General features: G+C 71.7%; 13 protein-coding genes and 1 pseudogene. 7 read left to right on the forward strand and 7 right to left on the reverse strand.

Annotated features, from left to right (window positions below):
* Nucleotides 1–52 precede the first annotated feature (52 nt).
* From ACZ7D7_RS01040 to ACZ7D7_RS01050, 3 genes and pseudogenes are all read right to left on the reverse strand, one after another.
* Complete coding sequence (locus ACZ7D7_RS01040; RefSeq protein ID WP_470821341.1) at nucleotides 53–724, reverse strand: GNAT family N-acetyltransferase; 672 nt, start codon at nucleotides 722–724, stop codon at nucleotides 53–55.
* Between the two features lie 359 nt (nucleotides 725–1,083).
* Nucleotides 1,084–2,240 (reverse strand): annotated as a pseudogene (locus ACZ7D7_RS01045) (family 2 encapsulin nanocompartment cargo protein polyprenyl transferase).
* Between the two features lie 45 nt (nucleotides 2,241–2,285).
* A complete protein-coding gene (locus ACZ7D7_RS01050) occupies nucleotides 2,286–3,692 on the reverse strand; it encodes a family 2B encapsulin nanocompartment shell protein (protein WP_470821342.1) in 1,407 nt (468 codons plus the stop codon).
* Nucleotides 3,693–3,896: 204 nt separating this feature from the next.
* On the opposite strand from ACZ7D7_RS01050, the gene ACZ7D7_RS01055 reads away from it, so the two are divergent.
* A complete protein-coding gene (locus ACZ7D7_RS01055) occupies nucleotides 3,897–4,844 on the forward strand; it encodes a 1-aminocyclopropane-1-carboxylate deaminase/D-cysteine desulfhydrase (protein WP_470821344.1) in 948 nt (315 codons plus the stop codon).
* Nucleotides 4,845–4,868: 24 nt separating this feature from the next.
* Here ACZ7D7_RS01055 and ACZ7D7_RS01060 read toward each other — a convergent pair whose 3' ends face one another.
* Nucleotides 4,869–6,464 (reverse strand): Na+/H+ antiporter, encoded by a 1,596-nt coding sequence (locus ACZ7D7_RS01060; RefSeq protein ID WP_470821346.1) that lies wholly within the window; start codon nucleotides 6,462–6,464, stop codon nucleotides 4,869–4,871.
* A gap of 59 nt (nucleotides 6,465–6,523) precedes the next feature.
* Between ACZ7D7_RS01060 and ACZ7D7_RS01065 the strand changes: the two genes are divergently transcribed.
* The 3 genes from ACZ7D7_RS01065 (at nucleotide 6,524) to ACZ7D7_RS01075 (ending at nucleotide 8,607) form a co-directional block, all read left to right on the forward strand.
* Nucleotides 6,524–6,784: a UBP-type zinc finger domain-containing protein gene (locus tag ACZ7D7_RS01065; protein WP_470821348.1), complete on the forward strand. Its 261-nt coding sequence runs from the start codon at nucleotides 6,524–6,526 to the stop codon at nucleotides 6,782–6,784.
* A 258-nt stretch (nucleotides 6,785–7,042) separates the two neighbouring features.
* On the forward strand, nucleotides 7,043–7,456 hold the full coding sequence (locus tag ACZ7D7_RS01070) for an ATP-binding protein (protein WP_006136266.1): 414 nt from the start codon (nucleotides 7,043–7,045) through the stop codon (nucleotides 7,454–7,456).
* Between the two features lie 17 nt (nucleotides 7,457–7,473).
* Nucleotides 7,474–8,607, forward strand: coding sequence for an RNA polymerase sigma factor SigF (locus ACZ7D7_RS01075; protein ID WP_470821349.1), 1,134 nt, complete (start codon nucleotides 7,474–7,476; stop codon nucleotides 8,605–8,607).
* Nucleotides 8,608–8,653: 46 nt separating this feature from the next.
* On the opposite strand, the gene ACZ7D7_RS01080 is transcribed toward ACZ7D7_RS01075, so the two are convergent.
* The gene (locus tag ACZ7D7_RS01080; RefSeq protein ID WP_470821351.1) at nucleotides 8,654–9,103 is read right to left on the reverse strand and encodes a hypothetical protein; all 450 of its coding nucleotides are present in this window, start codon (nucleotides 9,101–9,103) and stop codon (nucleotides 8,654–8,656) included.
* Nucleotides 9,104–9,219: 116 nt separating this feature from the next.
* Here ACZ7D7_RS01080 and ACZ7D7_RS01085 point away from each other — a divergent pair, with 116 nt between their 5' ends.
* Both ACZ7D7_RS01085 and ACZ7D7_RS01090 read left to right on the forward strand, forming a co-directional pair.
* On the forward strand, nucleotides 9,220–10,188 hold the full coding sequence (locus tag ACZ7D7_RS01085) for a diacylglycerol/lipid kinase family protein (RefSeq protein WP_470821352.1): 969 nt from the start codon (nucleotides 9,220–9,222) through the stop codon (nucleotides 10,186–10,188).
* Between the two features lie 319 nt (nucleotides 10,189–10,507).
* Nucleotides 10,508–10,765 carry a WhiB family transcriptional regulator gene (locus ACZ7D7_RS01090; protein WP_003992873.1) on the forward strand — a complete coding sequence of 86 codons (258 nt, stop codon included), beginning with the start codon at nucleotides 10,508–10,510 and terminating at the stop codon, nucleotides 10,763–10,765.
* Between the two features lie 281 nt (nucleotides 10,766–11,046).
* Here ACZ7D7_RS01090 and ACZ7D7_RS01095 read toward each other — a convergent pair whose 3' ends face one another.
* Together ACZ7D7_RS01095 and ACZ7D7_RS01100 are read right to left on the reverse strand one after the other, a co-directional pair.
* The gene (locus ACZ7D7_RS01095; protein ID WP_470822412.1) at nucleotides 11,047–12,513 is read right to left on the reverse strand and encodes a sensor histidine kinase; all 1,467 of its coding nucleotides are present in this window, start codon (nucleotides 12,511–12,513) and stop codon (nucleotides 11,047–11,049) included.
* A gap of 413 nt (nucleotides 12,514–12,926) precedes the next feature.
* The gene (locus ACZ7D7_RS01100; protein ID WP_470821354.1) at nucleotides 12,927–13,562 is read right to left on the reverse strand and encodes a TetR/AcrR family transcriptional regulator; all 636 of its coding nucleotides are present in this window, start codon (nucleotides 13,560–13,562) and stop codon (nucleotides 12,927–12,929) included.
* Between the two features lie 97 nt (nucleotides 13,563–13,659).
* Here ACZ7D7_RS01100 and ACZ7D7_RS01105 point away from each other — a divergent pair, with 97 nt between their 5' ends.
* Nucleotides 13,660–14,412, forward strand: coding sequence for an SDR family oxidoreductase (locus ACZ7D7_RS01105; protein ID WP_470821355.1), 753 nt, complete (start codon nucleotides 13,660–13,662; stop codon nucleotides 14,410–14,412).
* Nucleotides 14,413–14,449 lie beyond the last annotated feature (37 nt).

Here is a 14,449-nt window from a genome sequence, read left to right on the forward strand (position 1 = left end):
GTGAGGGTGGCATGGAGGGATGAGGGTGGTGGCGAAGGCCCGGCGTCCGCGGTTAGTGCGGCCGGTGCGGCTGCCGCGACCGGGGTTCGCGCCACATCGGCCACATCAGGGGGCCGTCCGGCAGTTGCAGCGCGGTGCCGGTGAACTCGAAGCCGAGCCGCTCGTACAGCACCCGGCTGCGGGCGCTGCTCGCCTCCAGGTAGGCGGGCAGCCCTTCGCGGTCGCAGCGGTCGAGGACCGCCCCGACGAGCGCGCTGCCGAGCCCTTCACCCTGCCGGTCCGGCGCCACGCCGATCATCCACAGGTACTCGTGGGCGCGGCCCGTCGGGTGGATGCCCGCCGTGAGCCGCCCGATCAGCTCGACGCGTTCGTTGTCCGGGTCGACGGCCTCCCGCAACTGCGCGAACTCGTCCGCGCCCCGCTCCCCCGCCGGCTGCTGCGCTTCCTGCTGCTCCTGCCCCTGCTCCTGAGCGCCCGCGTGCTCGTCCTCCGCCGGCACGGACAGCCACAGCGCGCAGGCCGAGCCGTCCTCCGTGATGTCGATACGGCCGTCGGCCAGCACGGCGTCGGTGAACGCGGCCATGAGCCGGTGGTGGGTCGTGCGGCGGTACTCGGCGCCGGGGAAGACCCAACTGCTCACCGGATCACTCTGGAAGGCCTCGTCCAACAAGCGGACGACCAGTTCGCGGTCGTCCTGCCCAGCCGTCCGAATCGCCACGCCCATGTCCCGCCCTTTCGCCTCAACCGCCGCCGGTCCTGCGGCGGTTGCAGCCTAGTCGGTGGGCTGAGGTGGGCGGGCCCCGCACACCGTGGGGAAGTGCGGGACCCGCCGTGCCGGAGCCGTCGGCGGCCGTGCGGGGTCAGGAGCCGCACGGCCCCGCCGGCTCCGGGGCCTTGGTGACGTGCCTTCCGGTGTCGCGCTCCCGGTGCCGCGTCCCGTCGCTCTCACGCAGTCGCATCCGGGTCGTTCTTCTCCCGGCCGTTCTCCCTTCTGTCGCATCTCTGCCCCCCTCGGGCCCGTCTCCCCCGTTTCCACCCCGGTCTTGTCCGGATCCCCCCGGTCACCTGTCTCTCACCGGACGTTCAACTGGTGCGCCGCGTCACGAACTCGGCCAGAGCGAGCAGGCCGCCCGCCGATTCCGGGTCCGGCACCGCGCGGGTCAGTCCTGCACGGCCCGGCCCATCCGGTCGGCCGCCTCCGCCTGCGCCCAGTCCCGGCCGCCCGCGCGCTCCACGGCCAGCGCAATGGAATCGACGTCCTCCTTCCCGTGCGGCATCCCGTAGAGCGCGGCGAGTTCACCGGCCGCCGGGGTGCCGGAGGTGAGCGCGGCGACCACCGGCAGCGACTTCTTGCGGGCGATCAGGTCCGCCCCGGCCGGCTTTCCGGTGCGCCGCGGATCCCCCCAGACCCCTATGACGTCGTCGATCAGCTGGAACGCGAGACCGGCCTCCCGGCCGAACGCGTCCAGCGCCGCCACCTCCGCCTCGTCCGCCCCCGCGTACAACGCGCCCAGGGCGCAGGCGGCTCCGAGCAGCGCGCCCGTCTTGGCCTCGGCCATCGCGAGCACCTCGGCGAGGGTGACCTCCCCGGGGGCGCGGTGCTCCAGTGCCGTGTCCGCGTGCTGGCCCTCGGACAGTTCCACCACGCAGTGCGCGAGCCGGGCGGCGGCGGGCCGCGACGCCGGGTGCGGGTCCTCGGCGAGCAGCCGCATCGCCAGCGCCTGGAGGGCGTCGCCGGTGACGATCGCGTCCGCCTCGCCGAACACCGTCCACGCGGTGGGCCGGTGGCGACGGGTGGTGTCCTGGTCCATCACGTCGTCGTGCAGCAACGTGAAGTTGTGGACGATCTCCACGGCCACGGCCGCCCGTACGGCCGCCGCCCGCGCCGCGGACCCGCCGAGCGCGGCGGCGGCGGTGAGGACCAGCGCGGGACGCACCGCCTTGCCCGCGTTGCCCTGCGCCGGTCCGCCCTTCGCGTCCTCCCAGCCGAAGTGGTAGAGCGCGACGCGCCGCACGCCGCCGGGCAGGGTCATGAGGGCGGCCCGCAGTTCGGGGTCGACCACCGCCCTGGCCCGCTCCAGGAGCACCAGCGCCTCGCGCCCGTCGGCCGGCTCCGGACGACTGTCCCCGTCGGCGGGCACCGGACGACTGTCGCGTGCCCCGCCGTGCGTCCCGCCGTGTGCCCCGACCGGACTCCGCCTCTCACGCGCCCCGACGGCACGCCGCGTCGTCTCCGTCATGCACTCACCCCCGGGGCCCGGGGACGGGTGCCGGCCCGGGCGGAGTCACTGGCGGCGGCCGATCTCGACGTTCTCCAGGATGCCGAGCGCGTCCGGCACCAGCACCGCCGCCGAGTAGTAGGCCGTCACGAGGTACTTGATGACGGCCTGTTCGTTGATGCCCATGAACCGCACGGACACGCTGGGCTCGATCTCGTCCGGCACGCCCGTGGCCCGCAGCCCGACGACGCCCTGGTCCTCCTCCCCGGTACGCATCGCGATGATGGAGGACGTCCGGGCCTCGGTGACCGGGATCTTGTTGCAGGGGTAGATGGGAACGCCGCGCCAGGTGGGGATGCGGTTGCCGGCGATGTCGATCGTCTCGGGGACCAGCCCGCGCTTGTTGAGCTCCCTGCCGAACGCGGCGATCGCGCGCGGGTGGGCGAGGAACAGGTTGGTGCCGCGCCGCATGCTGAGCAGCTCGTCCATGTCGTCCGGGGTCGGCGCACCGTCGTGCGGCTGGATGCGCTGGTCGTACTCGCAGTTGTGCAGCAGTCCGAAGTCCGGGTTGTTGACGAGCTCCTGCTCCTGGCGCTCCTTCAGCGCCTCGACGGTGAGCCTCAGCTGCTGCTCGGTCTGGTTCATCGGCTGGTTGTAGAGATCGGCCACGCGCGTGTGCACGCGCAGCACGGTCTGGGCGACGCTCAGCTCGTACTCCCGCGGGCTCGCCTCGTAGTCGACGAACGTGTGCGGGATGTCCGGCTCGCCGGAGTGGCCGGCGGAGAGGTCGATCTCCTGCTCGCCGTAGTCGTTGGTGCGCTGCTCGGGGAGCGAGCGCTGCTCCTCGATGTGCGCGCGCAGCGACTCCGAGCGCTCCGCGACCTGCTCGACGTCTTCCCTGGGCAGCACGAGGATCGTGCAGGCCGTGACGGCGCGGGCGGTGTACTCCCAGATGGCGTCCGCGTCGAGCAGTGCCTGGGCGCCGAAGTAGGCGCCGTCGGCGAGGACTCCGAGCACCGCGTCGTCGCCGTACGGTCCCGTGCCGATCTTCTCGACCTTGCCGTGCGCGAGGAGGTACACCTCGTCGGCGCGGCTGCCGAACGAGGCGATCAGCTCACCCGGGGCGAACCGCTGCTGCCGGCAGCGCCTGGCCAGTTCCGACAGCACCTCCTCGTCGTCGTACGCCCGCAGGGCGGGCAGTTCGCCCAGTTCCGCGGGGACGACCTCGACCCGGTCACCCGTCTTCACGAAGGTGAGCCGTCCGTCCCCCAGGGCATAGGTCAGTCGCCGGTTCACCCGGTACGTGCCGCCGTGCACGTCCACCCACGGCAGCGTGCGGAGCAGCCAGCGCGAGCTGATCTCCTGCATCTGCGGCACGGACTTGGTCGTGGTGGCCAGGTTCCGCGCTGCCGCTGTGCCGAGGCTCTGCTGCGGCCTGGTCTCTTCCGTGCGGACCTCTTCGCCTACCGACATAGAGAATTGCCCTCCCGGTCGTGCTCCGGCGCCGGACTGCGCCGTGCCTCGCTGTGCGTGGCAAGCCTTCCATCACGCAGAGTGGTCGTGCTATTACACGAACGAGCGGGAATGGATCTCCGGCGGCCGGGGCAGGCATGGGGTTCCTCGCCGGCCGGTGCCCTTGGCCGGCGGCCGGTGCCCGCCCCGGGGGACAATGACCGAATGCCCAGCCAAGACGCCGGCCGGGGCGGCCCTCAGGGCCCCGACCCCGCTTCCGCGCCCTCCCTCACCACCTTGCGCCCCCGGCTGCCCTCGCCGGTGCAGGAGGTCGTGGACCCGCGGTTCGAGCGGCACGGCGTACGGCTGCTGCTGAAGCGGGACGACCTGATCCACCCGGAGCTGATCGGCAACAAGTGGCGCAAGCTGGCACCGAACCTCGCGGCGGCGGCCGGCCGCACCGTCGTCACCTTCGGCGGCGCCTACTCCAACCACCTCAGGGCCACGGCCGCCGCCGGTCGGCTGCTCGGCCTGCCCACGGTCGGCGTGGTGCGCGGCCACGAGCTGGCCGACCGCCCCCTCAACCCCTCGCTGGCGCGGTGCGCGGCCGACGGCATGCGGCTGCGTTTCGTCGACCGGTCCACGTACCGCCGCAAGACCGAGCCCGAGGTGCTGGCGGCCGTGCTGCGCGCGGCGGACGCCGAGGACGCCTACGTGGTGCCCGAGGGCGGCAGCAACCACCTCGCCGCGCGCGGCTGCCGGGCCCTGGGCGCGGAGTTGGCCGGCCGGTCCGACGTGGCGGCCGTCGCCTGCGGCACCGGGGGCACGCTGGCGGGGCTCGCCGCGGGACTGCCGCCCGGCAGCCGCGCCCTCGGGATACCGGTCCTCAAGGGCGGCTTCCTGGGCCCCGGGATACAGGCCCTCCAGGAGCGCGCCTTCGGAGGCCCGAGCGGCGCGTGGTCCCTGGACGAGCGCTTCCACTTCGGCGGCTACGCCCGCACCACCCCCGAACTCGACGCTTTCGCCGACGACTTCGAGCAGCGCCACGGTCTGCCCGTGGAGCGTCTCTATGTCGCCAAGTTGCTGTATGCCCTTGTCGCCCTGGCCGACGAGGGCGCCTTCCCGCGCGGGACCGCGCTTGCGGCAGTGATCACCGGCCGCCCCTTTCCCTGAGCGGTCCGCCTGCGGGGCCGTGCCTCACTGTGCCTCCCGGTAGGCCGCCGCCTCCTCCAGGTCGAGCCTGCGCAGCAGGGTCCGCAGCATCTCGTCGTCGATGTGGCGGCCGTCGCGCAGCTTGACGAACACCTCGCGCTCGGCGCTGATCATCTCCCTCGCGAGCCGCCGGTAGGTGTCGTCGACGGTCTCGCCGGTGACGGGATTGACCTGGCCAAGGCGTTCCCAGACGGCGTTGCGGCGGCGCTCCAGGACCATGCGCAGCCGGTCGGCGAGCGGCCCGGGAAGGGAGTTGCGCTCGTCGGCGAGGAGTTCGTCCAGCCGTCGTTCGGCGGCCCGGGAGGCCTGCGCCTGGGCGTTCGCCTCGGCGAGCGTCTCGGCCTGCTGGTCGCGCCCGGGGAACTTCAGCAGCCGGATCAGCGGGGGCAGCGTCAGCCCTTGCACGACCAGAGTGCCGATGACCGTCGTGAAGGTCAGGAACAGGATGAGGTTGCGCTGCGGGAACGGTTCGCCGCCGTGCACGGTGAGCGGGACGGAGAAGGCGATGGCGAGGGACACCACGCCCCGCATCCCGGCCCACGAGGTGACGGCCGGCCCCTTCCAGGTGGGGTCGTCCTCCCGCGCGCGGATGCGCGCCGACAGCATCCGCGGCAGCAGCATCGCCGGGTACACCCACACGAACCGCACCACCACGACCACCAGGAAGACCACGACCGCGTACCAGGCCGCGTCGATGCCCTCGTACTCGCCGAGTTCCCTGAGGACGACCGGGAGTTGCAGTCCGATGAGCGCGAAGACGCTCGACTCCAGGACGAACGCGACCATCTTCCACACCGCCTCCTCCTGGAGCCGGGTGGCGAAGTCGACCTCCCACGCGCGGTGTCCGAGGTAGAGCGCGACGACCACGACGGCGAGCACTCCGGAGGCGTGCACCTGCTCGGCCGCCGCGTAGGCGACGAACGGGATCAGCAGGGAGAGCGTGTTCTGGAGCAGGGCTTCACGCACGTGCGCGCGCAGCCAGTGGATCGGCAGCATCAGCACCACGCCGATGCCGACGCCGCCGATCGCGGCGATCAGGAACTCGGTGATCCCGCCCGCCCAGGTGGCGCCCTCGCCGACGGCGGCCGCCAGCGCCACCTTGAACGCCGTGATCGCGGTGGCGTCGTTGAGCAGCGATTCGCCCTGGAGGACGGTGGTGATGCGCGAGGGCAGCCCCACCCGGCGCGCCACAGCGGTCGCCGCGACCGCGTCCGGCGGGGCCACCACCGCGCCGAAGACGAGGGCGGCCGGCAGCGGCAGGTCCGGCACGATCAGGTACAGGGCCCAGCCGACGGCGAAGGTCGCGAACAGCACGTAGCCGACGGACAGCAGCGCCACCGGCCTCATCTGGGCCCGCAGGTCGAGGTACGAGCTGTCGGTCGCCGCCAGGTGCAGCAGCGGGGGCAGCAGCAGCGGCAGCACGATGTGCGGGTCGAGGGCGTAGTCGGGAACCCCGGGCAGGTAGCTGACCGCCAGGCCGACGGCCACCAGCAGCAGGGGCGCCGGCACGGGGGTGCGCCGGCCGGCCGCGGCGACCGCCGCACTGCCCGCCACCAGCAACAGCAGTGGCATCACGTCCATCGTCCCGCCCGCCTCTTTTCCCGCGCGGCCGTGGGCACGGCCGTCGTAACCTGGCAATCATGAAACAGTGCACGCACGCCGACGCGCTGCCGCACCCGGAACCGGAGGCGCTGACGGAGACGTGTCCGGAGTGTCTCGCCGAGGGCACCCACCCGGTCCAGCTCCGGCTCTGCCTCACCTGCGGTCACGTCGGTTGCTGCGACTCCTCGCCGGGACGTCACGCCACCGAGCACCATCACAAGTCGGGCCACCCGGTGATGCGGACGTTCGAGCCGGGCGAGAAGTGGCGCTGGTGCTTCGTCGATCACGTACTGGTCTGATGTGGATCACCACGCGCCGGGACGGTTCGACCCTCTGACGTCTGGGTACGTCAAAGCGGCGCGCGCTCTTCCCAATTGGGCCCGCAGACCCCTAGCCACGGAGCGTATCCGTAGGTTTACTATGAGTGACAGCAAGGGGTTGGGGTCCCGGGGACAGGAAAGTTCGGAGCGCGATAGCGTCACCGCTGAACCACGTATCGCGTTACCCCGGGGGGCGACCCTCGGCCCTGAAATGCTTGTACCACCATGGAGGTGAGGGTGTCCCAGATCGCAGGCGAGCCCGCGACCCAGGACTTCGTCGAAGTCCGGCTGCCGGCCGCGGGGGCCTACCTGTCGGTGCTGCGCACGGCCACGGCCGGGCTCGCGGCCCGTTTGGACTTCACCCTCGACGAGATCGAGGACTTGCGCATCGCCGTCGACGAGGCCTGCGCGATCCTGCTCCAGCAGGCCGTGCCCGGCTCGGTGCTCAGCTGTGTGTTCCGGCTCGTCGACGACTCGCTCGAGGTGACCGTCTCGGCCCCGACCACGGACGGTCACGCGCCCTCGCGGGACACCTTCGCCTGGACCGTGCTGTCCGCGCTCGCGGGCAAGGTCTCCTCCGCCGTGGACGAGGACAGAACCGTTTCGATCAGCCTCTACAAACAGCGCGGCGCGGGACCCGGGCCGGCGTGAGGAACGGGGACGGGCCGGTGCGGGACGAAGAGCGCGGCACACGGGAGCTGTCGGCCGAGGGTTCGGCCGCGGGCAGCGCGAGCGCATCCCGGCGCATGGACGGCATCGACGGCATTCCCGAGCAGGCCCGGCCGCATCCGGAGGACGAGGCCGGTGCGGCCGTCCTGCCGGGCGACGGGCGGGACGGCCGGGAGGGTGCCGCGCAGAGCGCGCCTCCGGACGGGCGGACCGGGGTCTCCCCCGCCCAGGACGGTCCTTCCACACGCGCGAGGCCGCGGGCGGGGAAGGGGGCGGGGGCTCCGGGAAGGGCAACGGGCGGGACGATGAGCGAGCACGAGCGAAACTCCGAGGACGACGGGCTGAGCGCGCCGAGCGCGCAGGGCGCGCAGCACGACCCGCACGACCGCAGCGGAGCGCGGGCCCTGTTCCTGGAGCTGCGCACGCTGAAGGACGGCAGCCCGGAGTACGCGGAGCTGCGCAACCGGCTGGTCCGCATGCACCTGCCGCTCGTCGAGCACCTCGCGCGCCGCTTCCGCAACCGCGGCGAGCCGCTGGACGACCTCACCCAGGTCGCCACGATCGGCCTCATCAAGTCGGTCGACCGCTTCGACCCGGACCGCGGCGTGGAGTTCTCGACGTACGCGACCCCGACGGTCGTCGGCGAGATCAAGCGGCACTTCCGCGACAAGGGCTGGGCGGTGCGCGTGCCGCGCCGGCTCCAGGAGCTGCGGCTCGCGCTGACGACGGCGACGGCCGAGCTGTCGCAGCAGCACGGCCGCTCCCCGACGGTGCACGAGCTCGCCGAGAAGCTGGCGATCTCGGAGGAGGAGGTCCTGGAGGGCCTGGAGTCGGCGAACGCGTACTCCACGCTGTCCCTGGACGTCCCCGACACCGACGACGAGTCCCCGGCGGTCGCCGACACCCTCGGCGCGGAGGACGAGGCACTGGAGGGCGTCGAGTACCGCGAGTCCCTCAAGCCTCTGCTGGAGGACCTCCCGCCGCGCGAGAAGCGCATCCTGCTGCTGCGGTTCTTCGGCAACATGACGCAGTCGCAGATCGCGCAGGAGGTCGGGATCTCCCAGATGCACGTGTCCCGGCTGCTGGCCCGCACGCTGGCCCAGCTTCGGGAGAAGCTGCTGGTGGAGGAGTAGGAGCCCCAGGGCTCCCCCGAGCCCAGGGGCTCTCCCGTGCCTTCGGCTAGCGCTCGCCGTCCTCGGCGCGGCCCGGTCCCTTGATGCCGAGGGCCTGGGTCGTCGCCGGATTGACCAGCAGCACCAGCGCGGCGACGGCGACGACCGCGAGGGCGATGCCCGCCGGGATGGCGATGCTGTCGGCCTGGAGCAGGTTGTAGGCCACGGGCAGCGCCATGAGCTGCGTCACGACGGCCGGCCCGCGGCTCCAGCTGCGCAGGCCCAGCAGGCCGCGGGCGGCGAGCAGCGGCAGCAGCGAGATGACCATCAGGGTGGCGCCCCCGGTGACGGCCTGCTGCCGGTCGCTGGGGTGTCCCGTGATCCCGAGGACGAGCATCCAGGCTCCGCCGACGAGCAGCGCGAGTCCTTCGAGGCCGACGAGTGCCGCGGCGTACGTCACGCGGGGCGGGCGGGCGCCGCTGTCTTCGGGGGTCGTGGAGATCTGCTCGCTGCTCACCCCTGCAGGGTAGCCCTCGCCGTTCCCGCGCGAGCGGGAGACTCACGGCCCTGGTGAGTGACCGGATCCGCCCCTCGGTCTGGGCCAGGTACCACCCAGTAGGTACCCTGCACCTCATGCGTGCTCTTCTCGTGGTCAATCCGGCGGCAACCACCACAAGTGCGCGCACACGCGACGTACTGATCCACGCGCTGGCCAGCGAGATGAAGCTGGAGGCGGTCACCACCGAGTACCGCGGACACGCGCGCGACCTGGGCCGGCAGGCCGCGGAGAGCTCGGACGTCGACCTCGTCGTGGCCCTCGGCGGCGACGGCACGGTCAACGAGGTCGTCAACGGCCTCCTGCACTCCGGCCCCGACCCGGAGCGCCTGCCCGGCCTCGCGGTGGTCCCCGGCGGCTCCACCAACGTCTTCGCCCGCGCCCTCGGCCTGCCGAACGACGCCGTCGAGGCGACCGGCGTCCTGCTGGACGCGCTGCGCGAGGGCCGTGAGCGCACGGTCGGCCTCGGCCTGACCTCGGGCACGCCGGGCACGGAGGACGAGGGGGTGCCGTCCCGCTGGTTCACCTTCAACGCCGGACTCGGCTTCGACGCCGGCGTGGTGGGGCGCGTGGAGCAGCACCGCGAGCGCGGCAAGAAGTCGACGCACGCCCTCTATGTGCGCCAGGTGGTGCGCCAGTTGTTCGGCGAGCCGAACCGACGACACGGTCTGATCACACTGGAGCGGGACGGCGAGGAGTCGGTGTCCGATCTGGTGGTGTCCATAGCCTCCAACACCTCTCCGTGGACCTTTCTGGGCAATCGCCCGATCTACGCGTCACCTAAGGCCTCGTTCGACACGGGCCTCGACGTCTTCGGTCTGAAGCGGCTCTCCGCGGGTGCGGTTGCCCGGTATGGCACCCAGTTGCTCACTTCGTCCCCGGAGCGCGGACCGCACGGAAAGCACGCGGTCTCGCTGCACGATCAGACCCGGTTCACCTTGCATTCGAAGGCCCCGCTGCCCCTCCAGATGGACGGTGACCACCTGGGGCTGCGCACGAGCGTGACGTTCACAGGTGTACGCCGTGCACTGCGTGTGATTGTGTGAGCAGAAAAGGCCAAAGTCCTTTCACTCGAACGTTTAGGCCAGGGTCCACCCCATGGAAGTACGGCTGTGACCTAGTCGACACCGAAGAATCAAAAAAAACTTTCCGGAAGGGGTTGTATCCGTCGCCGAGGTTTGCGAGTCTCTACATGGCGATCGGGACGGCCCGCAACACCGGCCTCCGCAAGATCACCGGAACCCCTCTTCAAACCCAAGGACCACGCCAGGGAACCTGGCGGTCGGCCCTTCACTTGTTGAGGGATTCGTGAAAGCGTTCACATTCACAAGCACCTGCACGTAATACCAAGGAGAGGTAGCAGCCATGGACTGGCGTCACAACGCCGTTTGCCGCGAGGAAGACCCCGAGCTCTTCTTCCCCATCGGCAACACCGGTCCTGCGCTGCTGCAGATCGAGGAAGCCAAGGCCGTCTGCCGCCGCTGCCCGGTGATCGAGCAGTGTCTGCAGTGGGCGCTCGAGTCCGGTCAGGACTCCGGCGTCTGGGGTGGTCTCAGCGAGGACGAGCGCCGCGCAATGAAGCGCCGCGCCGCCCGCAACCGGGCCCGTCAGGCCTCCGCCTGACCTACCCGCCCCGCTAACAGCCTGAGCTTGGCGGCGCGTACAGCGAGTACGCATCTCCCGCCCCCGAGCCGCAGCGCGCAGTACCCCCGATGCTCCCCAAGCTCTCGAACTCGCTCGAGCAGGGGGAACCACATCGCGCTTGCACAGCAAGCAAGAGCTTTAAGCCCCGGGCCACTCAGTGGCCCGGGGCTCACTGCTGTTCGGGGGGATCCCCGGCAGCCGGTCCCGGCCCGCTTCTCGCCCCCGCCCGCTTCTCGCCGCGGTCTGCTTCCCGCTCCGGTCTACTTGTCGGTCGGCACCGGGATGTCGAGGATCACCTGCGTCCCGCGCTCCGGCGCCGGGACCATGTCGAAAGTGCCGCCCAACTCCCCCTCGACCAGCGTCCGTACGATCTGCAGGCCGAGGTTGCCCGCGCGGTGCGGGTCGAAGCCCTCGGGCAGGCCGACGCCGTCGTCCTGGACGGTGACGAGGAGGCGGGCCTCCTTGGTGGTGCCGCCGCGCACCGCCGAGACCTCGACCGTGCCGGTGTCGCCCTGCCGGAAGCCGTGCTCCAGCGCGTTCTGCAGCACCTCGGTCAGGACCATCGACAGCGGGGTGGCCACCTCGGCGTCGAGGATGCCGAAGCGTCCGGTGCGCCGGCCGGTGACCTTGCCCGGCGAGATCTCGGCGACCATCGCGAGCACGCGGTCGGCGATCTCGTCGAACTCCACGCGCTCGTCCAGGTTCTGGGACAGCGTCTCGTGGACGATCGCGATGGAGCCGACCCGGCGCACCGCTTCCTCCAGGGCTTCGCGACCGCGTTCGGACTCGATCCGGCGGGCCTGGAGGCGCAGCAGGGCGGCGACCGTCTGGAGGTTGTTCTTCACCCGGTGGTGGATCTCCCGGATGGTCGCGTCCTTGGTGATCAACTCCCGCTCGCGGCGGCGCAGTTCGGTCACGTCGCGGAGCAGGACCAGCGAACCGATGCGCGGGCCCTTGGGCTTGAGCGGGATCGCCCGGAACTGGATCACGCCCTCGGAGGACTCGATCTCGAACTCGCGGGGTGCCCAGCCGCTGGCGACCTTGGCCAGCGCCTCGTCCACCGGGCCGCGCGACGGGGCCAGTTCGGCCGTCGTCCGGCCGAGGTGGTGGCCGACCAGGTCGGCGGCGAGGCCGAGGCGGTGGTAGGCGGAGAGCGCGTTCGGCGAGGCGTACTGGACGAGGCCGTCCGCGTCCAGCCTGATCAGGCCGTCGCCGACGCGGGGCGAGGCGTCCATGTCGACCTGCTGGTTGGCGAACGGGAAGGCGCCGGCGGCGATCATCTGCGCGAGGTCGGAGGCGCTCTGGAGGTAGGTGAGCTCCAGGCGGCTCGGGGTGCGCACGGTGAGGAGGTTGGTGTTGCGCGCGATGACGCCGAGGACGCGGCCCTCGCGCCGGACCGGGATCGACTCGACGCGGACGGGGACCTCCTCCCGCCACTCGGGGTCTCCCTCGCGCACGATGCGGCCCTCGTCGAGGGCGGCGTCCAGCATGGGGCGGCGGCCGCGCGGGACGAGGTGGCCGACCATGTCGTCCTGGTAGGACGTCGGGCCGGTGTTGGGCCGCATCTGGGCGACCGAGACGTAGCGGGTGCCGTCGCGGGTGGGGACCCACAGGACCAGGTCGGCGAAGGAGAGGTCGGAGAGCAGCTGCCACTCCGAGACCAGCAGGTGGAGCCACTCGAGATCGGAATCGTCGAGGGCCGTGTGCTGGCGTACGAGTTCGTTCATGGACGGCACGAGTGCGAGCGTACCTGGCGGTTCGGACACCGCTCGAAATCAGCCGCTCGGAGGGGTGCCGGCGGGCATCACGGGCCCGGAGACACCCGCGGGCCGCGGCGCCTGGGAGGGACCCTCAACCCTCCCGGCACCGCAGCCCGGAGCAATATCGGCCGTGGGGTGTGCGGTCCCGGTCGGCCGAAGGTTGAGGAGCCGGGGCAGTCAGGGCAGAGAGCTCCGGTTCCTCGGTCCGCCCTCCTGTGCGGGGAGAGCGGAAGCCTTGCGTTCACCTTGTGTCACGTGCCTCTGTGGACATTGTGGACTAGACCACTGCCCGTGTCCATGCGTCGGAGGAGGTTTGTCGTTGACTCGTTCCACCAACTACTCGGACGTCCCAGCACCCGCCAAAGCCTAACCCTGTCGGGTCATGTGCGGGGCCAGATGGACAGGGCAATTTCCGCGAGCGCCTCCAGTTCCGCCCGGCTCGCGCCGTCGCGCGCCTGCTGGGACATGCCCTGGATCATGGCGCCGGTGTGCCGGGCGAGGGCCGCGGCGTCCGTGTCCTGAGGGAGGACACCGGCGGCGACGTCCGCTTCTATACGACTCTCGAACGCGGCGATGTTCGCGTTGCGCCGCTCCCGCAGGGCCGCCTCGACCTCGGGGGTCGAGCAGTTGACGGCGGCATGGACGATCAGACAGCCGTGCGGATGGCCGGGTTCCGTGTACGTGACGGCGGCCTCCCGCAACAGCCGTTCGACGCCGGCCCGTGCGGTGGGCTCCTCGGCGAGGGCACGCTCGGCGAAGGCCCCGTACGTGGCGCCGTACTCGCGCACCACCTCCTCGAAGAGGGACCGCTTGTCCCCGAAGGCCGCGTAGAGGCTCGGTGCGCCGATGTCCATGACGCGGGTGAGGTCGGAGACGGAGGTGGCCTCGTAGCCGTGCTCCCAGAAGGCCATGAGGGCCTTCTCCAGGGCGGTGGCGCGGTCGAAGGAACGCGGCCGCCCGCGGGTCCGGCGGCCCGTCGGCGCCGCCTCGGCGGTCTTCTCGCTACTGCTCACCATGGAGTGGATTTTATAGCGGGCACTAGAGAAGTGTCGGTGGGCTGTTGTACGGTTTTTTATGTAGCGACCGCTAAAGAAATGAGGAGGGGGCGCCGGCATGGGCGTGCTCACGGGCAGGACGGCTCTCGTCACGGGGGCGGGCAGGGGCATCGGGCGGGGCATCGCGGAGCGGCTGGGGCGTGACGGCGCCCGGGTCGGGGTGCACTACGGCCGGAGCGAGGCGGCGGCGAAGGAGACGGTCGCCGCGATCGAGGCGGCGGGCGGCTCGGCGTTCGCGGTCGGGGTCGAGCTGGGCACCCCGGGGGACGCCGAGGCGCTGTGGGCGGAGTTCGACCGGCACGCGGACGGCCTGGACATCCTGGTGAACAACGCGGGAATCGGCAGCTCCCGGCCGATCGAGCAGATCGACGAGGCGGAGTACGACAGGCTCTTCGCGGTGAACGTGAAGGCGCCGTTCTTCATCGTCAAGCACGGCATGACGCGGCTGCGCGACGGCGGCCGGGTGGTCAACGTCTCCTCGGGCCTCGCCCGGACCGCCGCCATGCCGCACAACATGGCGTACGCGATGACGAAGGGCGCGCTGGACGTCCTCTCCCGCGACCTGTCCAAGGTGCTGGGGGCTCGGGGCATCAGGGTCAACTCGGTGGCGCCGGGGATCATCGACACGGACAACACCGCGCCGTTCCTGCGCGGGACGGACGACGGCTGGGCGCAGGCCGAGGCGATATCGGCGCTCGGGAAGGTGGGGACGGCGGCCGAGGTGGCCGACGTGGTCGCGTTCCTGGCGTCGGACGCCGGCCGCTGGGTCACGGGAAGCTGGGTGGACGTGACGGGAGGCTCGATGCCGTGAGAGGAGGGCGTCCGGTCGCGGGGCGGAGGGAGGCCGG

The sequence above is a fragment of the Streptomyces sp. NPDC037054 genome (assembly GCF_055606745.1).

Bases quoted from the DNA above. Each gene is read 5' to 3' on its own strand.
- ACZ7D7_RS01040 (WP_470821341.1), bottom strand. From the start codon at position 724: ATGGGCGTGGCGATTCGGACGGCTGGGCAGGACGACCGCGAACTGGTC.
- ACZ7D7_RS01050 (WP_470821342.1), bottom strand. From the start codon at position 3,692: ATGTCGGTAGGCGAAGAGGTCCGCACGGAAGAGACCAGGCCGCAGCAG.
- ACZ7D7_RS01055 (WP_470821344.1), top strand. From the start codon at position 3,897: ATGCCCAGCCAAGACGCCGGCCGGGGCGGCCCTCAGGGCCCCGACCCC.
- ACZ7D7_RS01060 (WP_470821346.1), bottom strand. From the start codon at position 6,464: ATGGACGTGATGCCACTGCTGTTGCTGGTGGCGGGCAGTGCGGCGGTC.
- ACZ7D7_RS01065 (WP_470821348.1), top strand. From the start codon at position 6,524: ATGAAACAGTGCACGCACGCCGACGCGCTGCCGCACCCGGAACCGGAG.
- ACZ7D7_RS01085 (WP_470821352.1), top strand. From the start codon at position 9,220: ATGCGTGCTCTTCTCGTGGTCAATCCGGCGGCAACCACCACAAGTGCG.
- ACZ7D7_RS01090 (WP_003992873.1), top strand. From the start codon at position 10,508: ATGGACTGGCGTCACAACGCCGTTTGCCGCGAGGAAGACCCCGAGCTC.
- ACZ7D7_RS01095 (WP_470822412.1), bottom strand. From the start codon at position 12,513: ATGAACGAACTCGTACGCCAGCACACGGCCCTCGACGATTCCGATCTC.
- ACZ7D7_RS01100 (WP_470821354.1), bottom strand. From the start codon at position 13,562: ATGGTGAGCAGTAGCGAGAAGACCGCCGAGGCGGCGCCGACGGGCCGC.
- ACZ7D7_RS01105 (WP_470821355.1), top strand. From the start codon at position 13,660: ATGGGCGTGCTCACGGGCAGGACGGCTCTCGTCACGGGGGCGGGCAGG.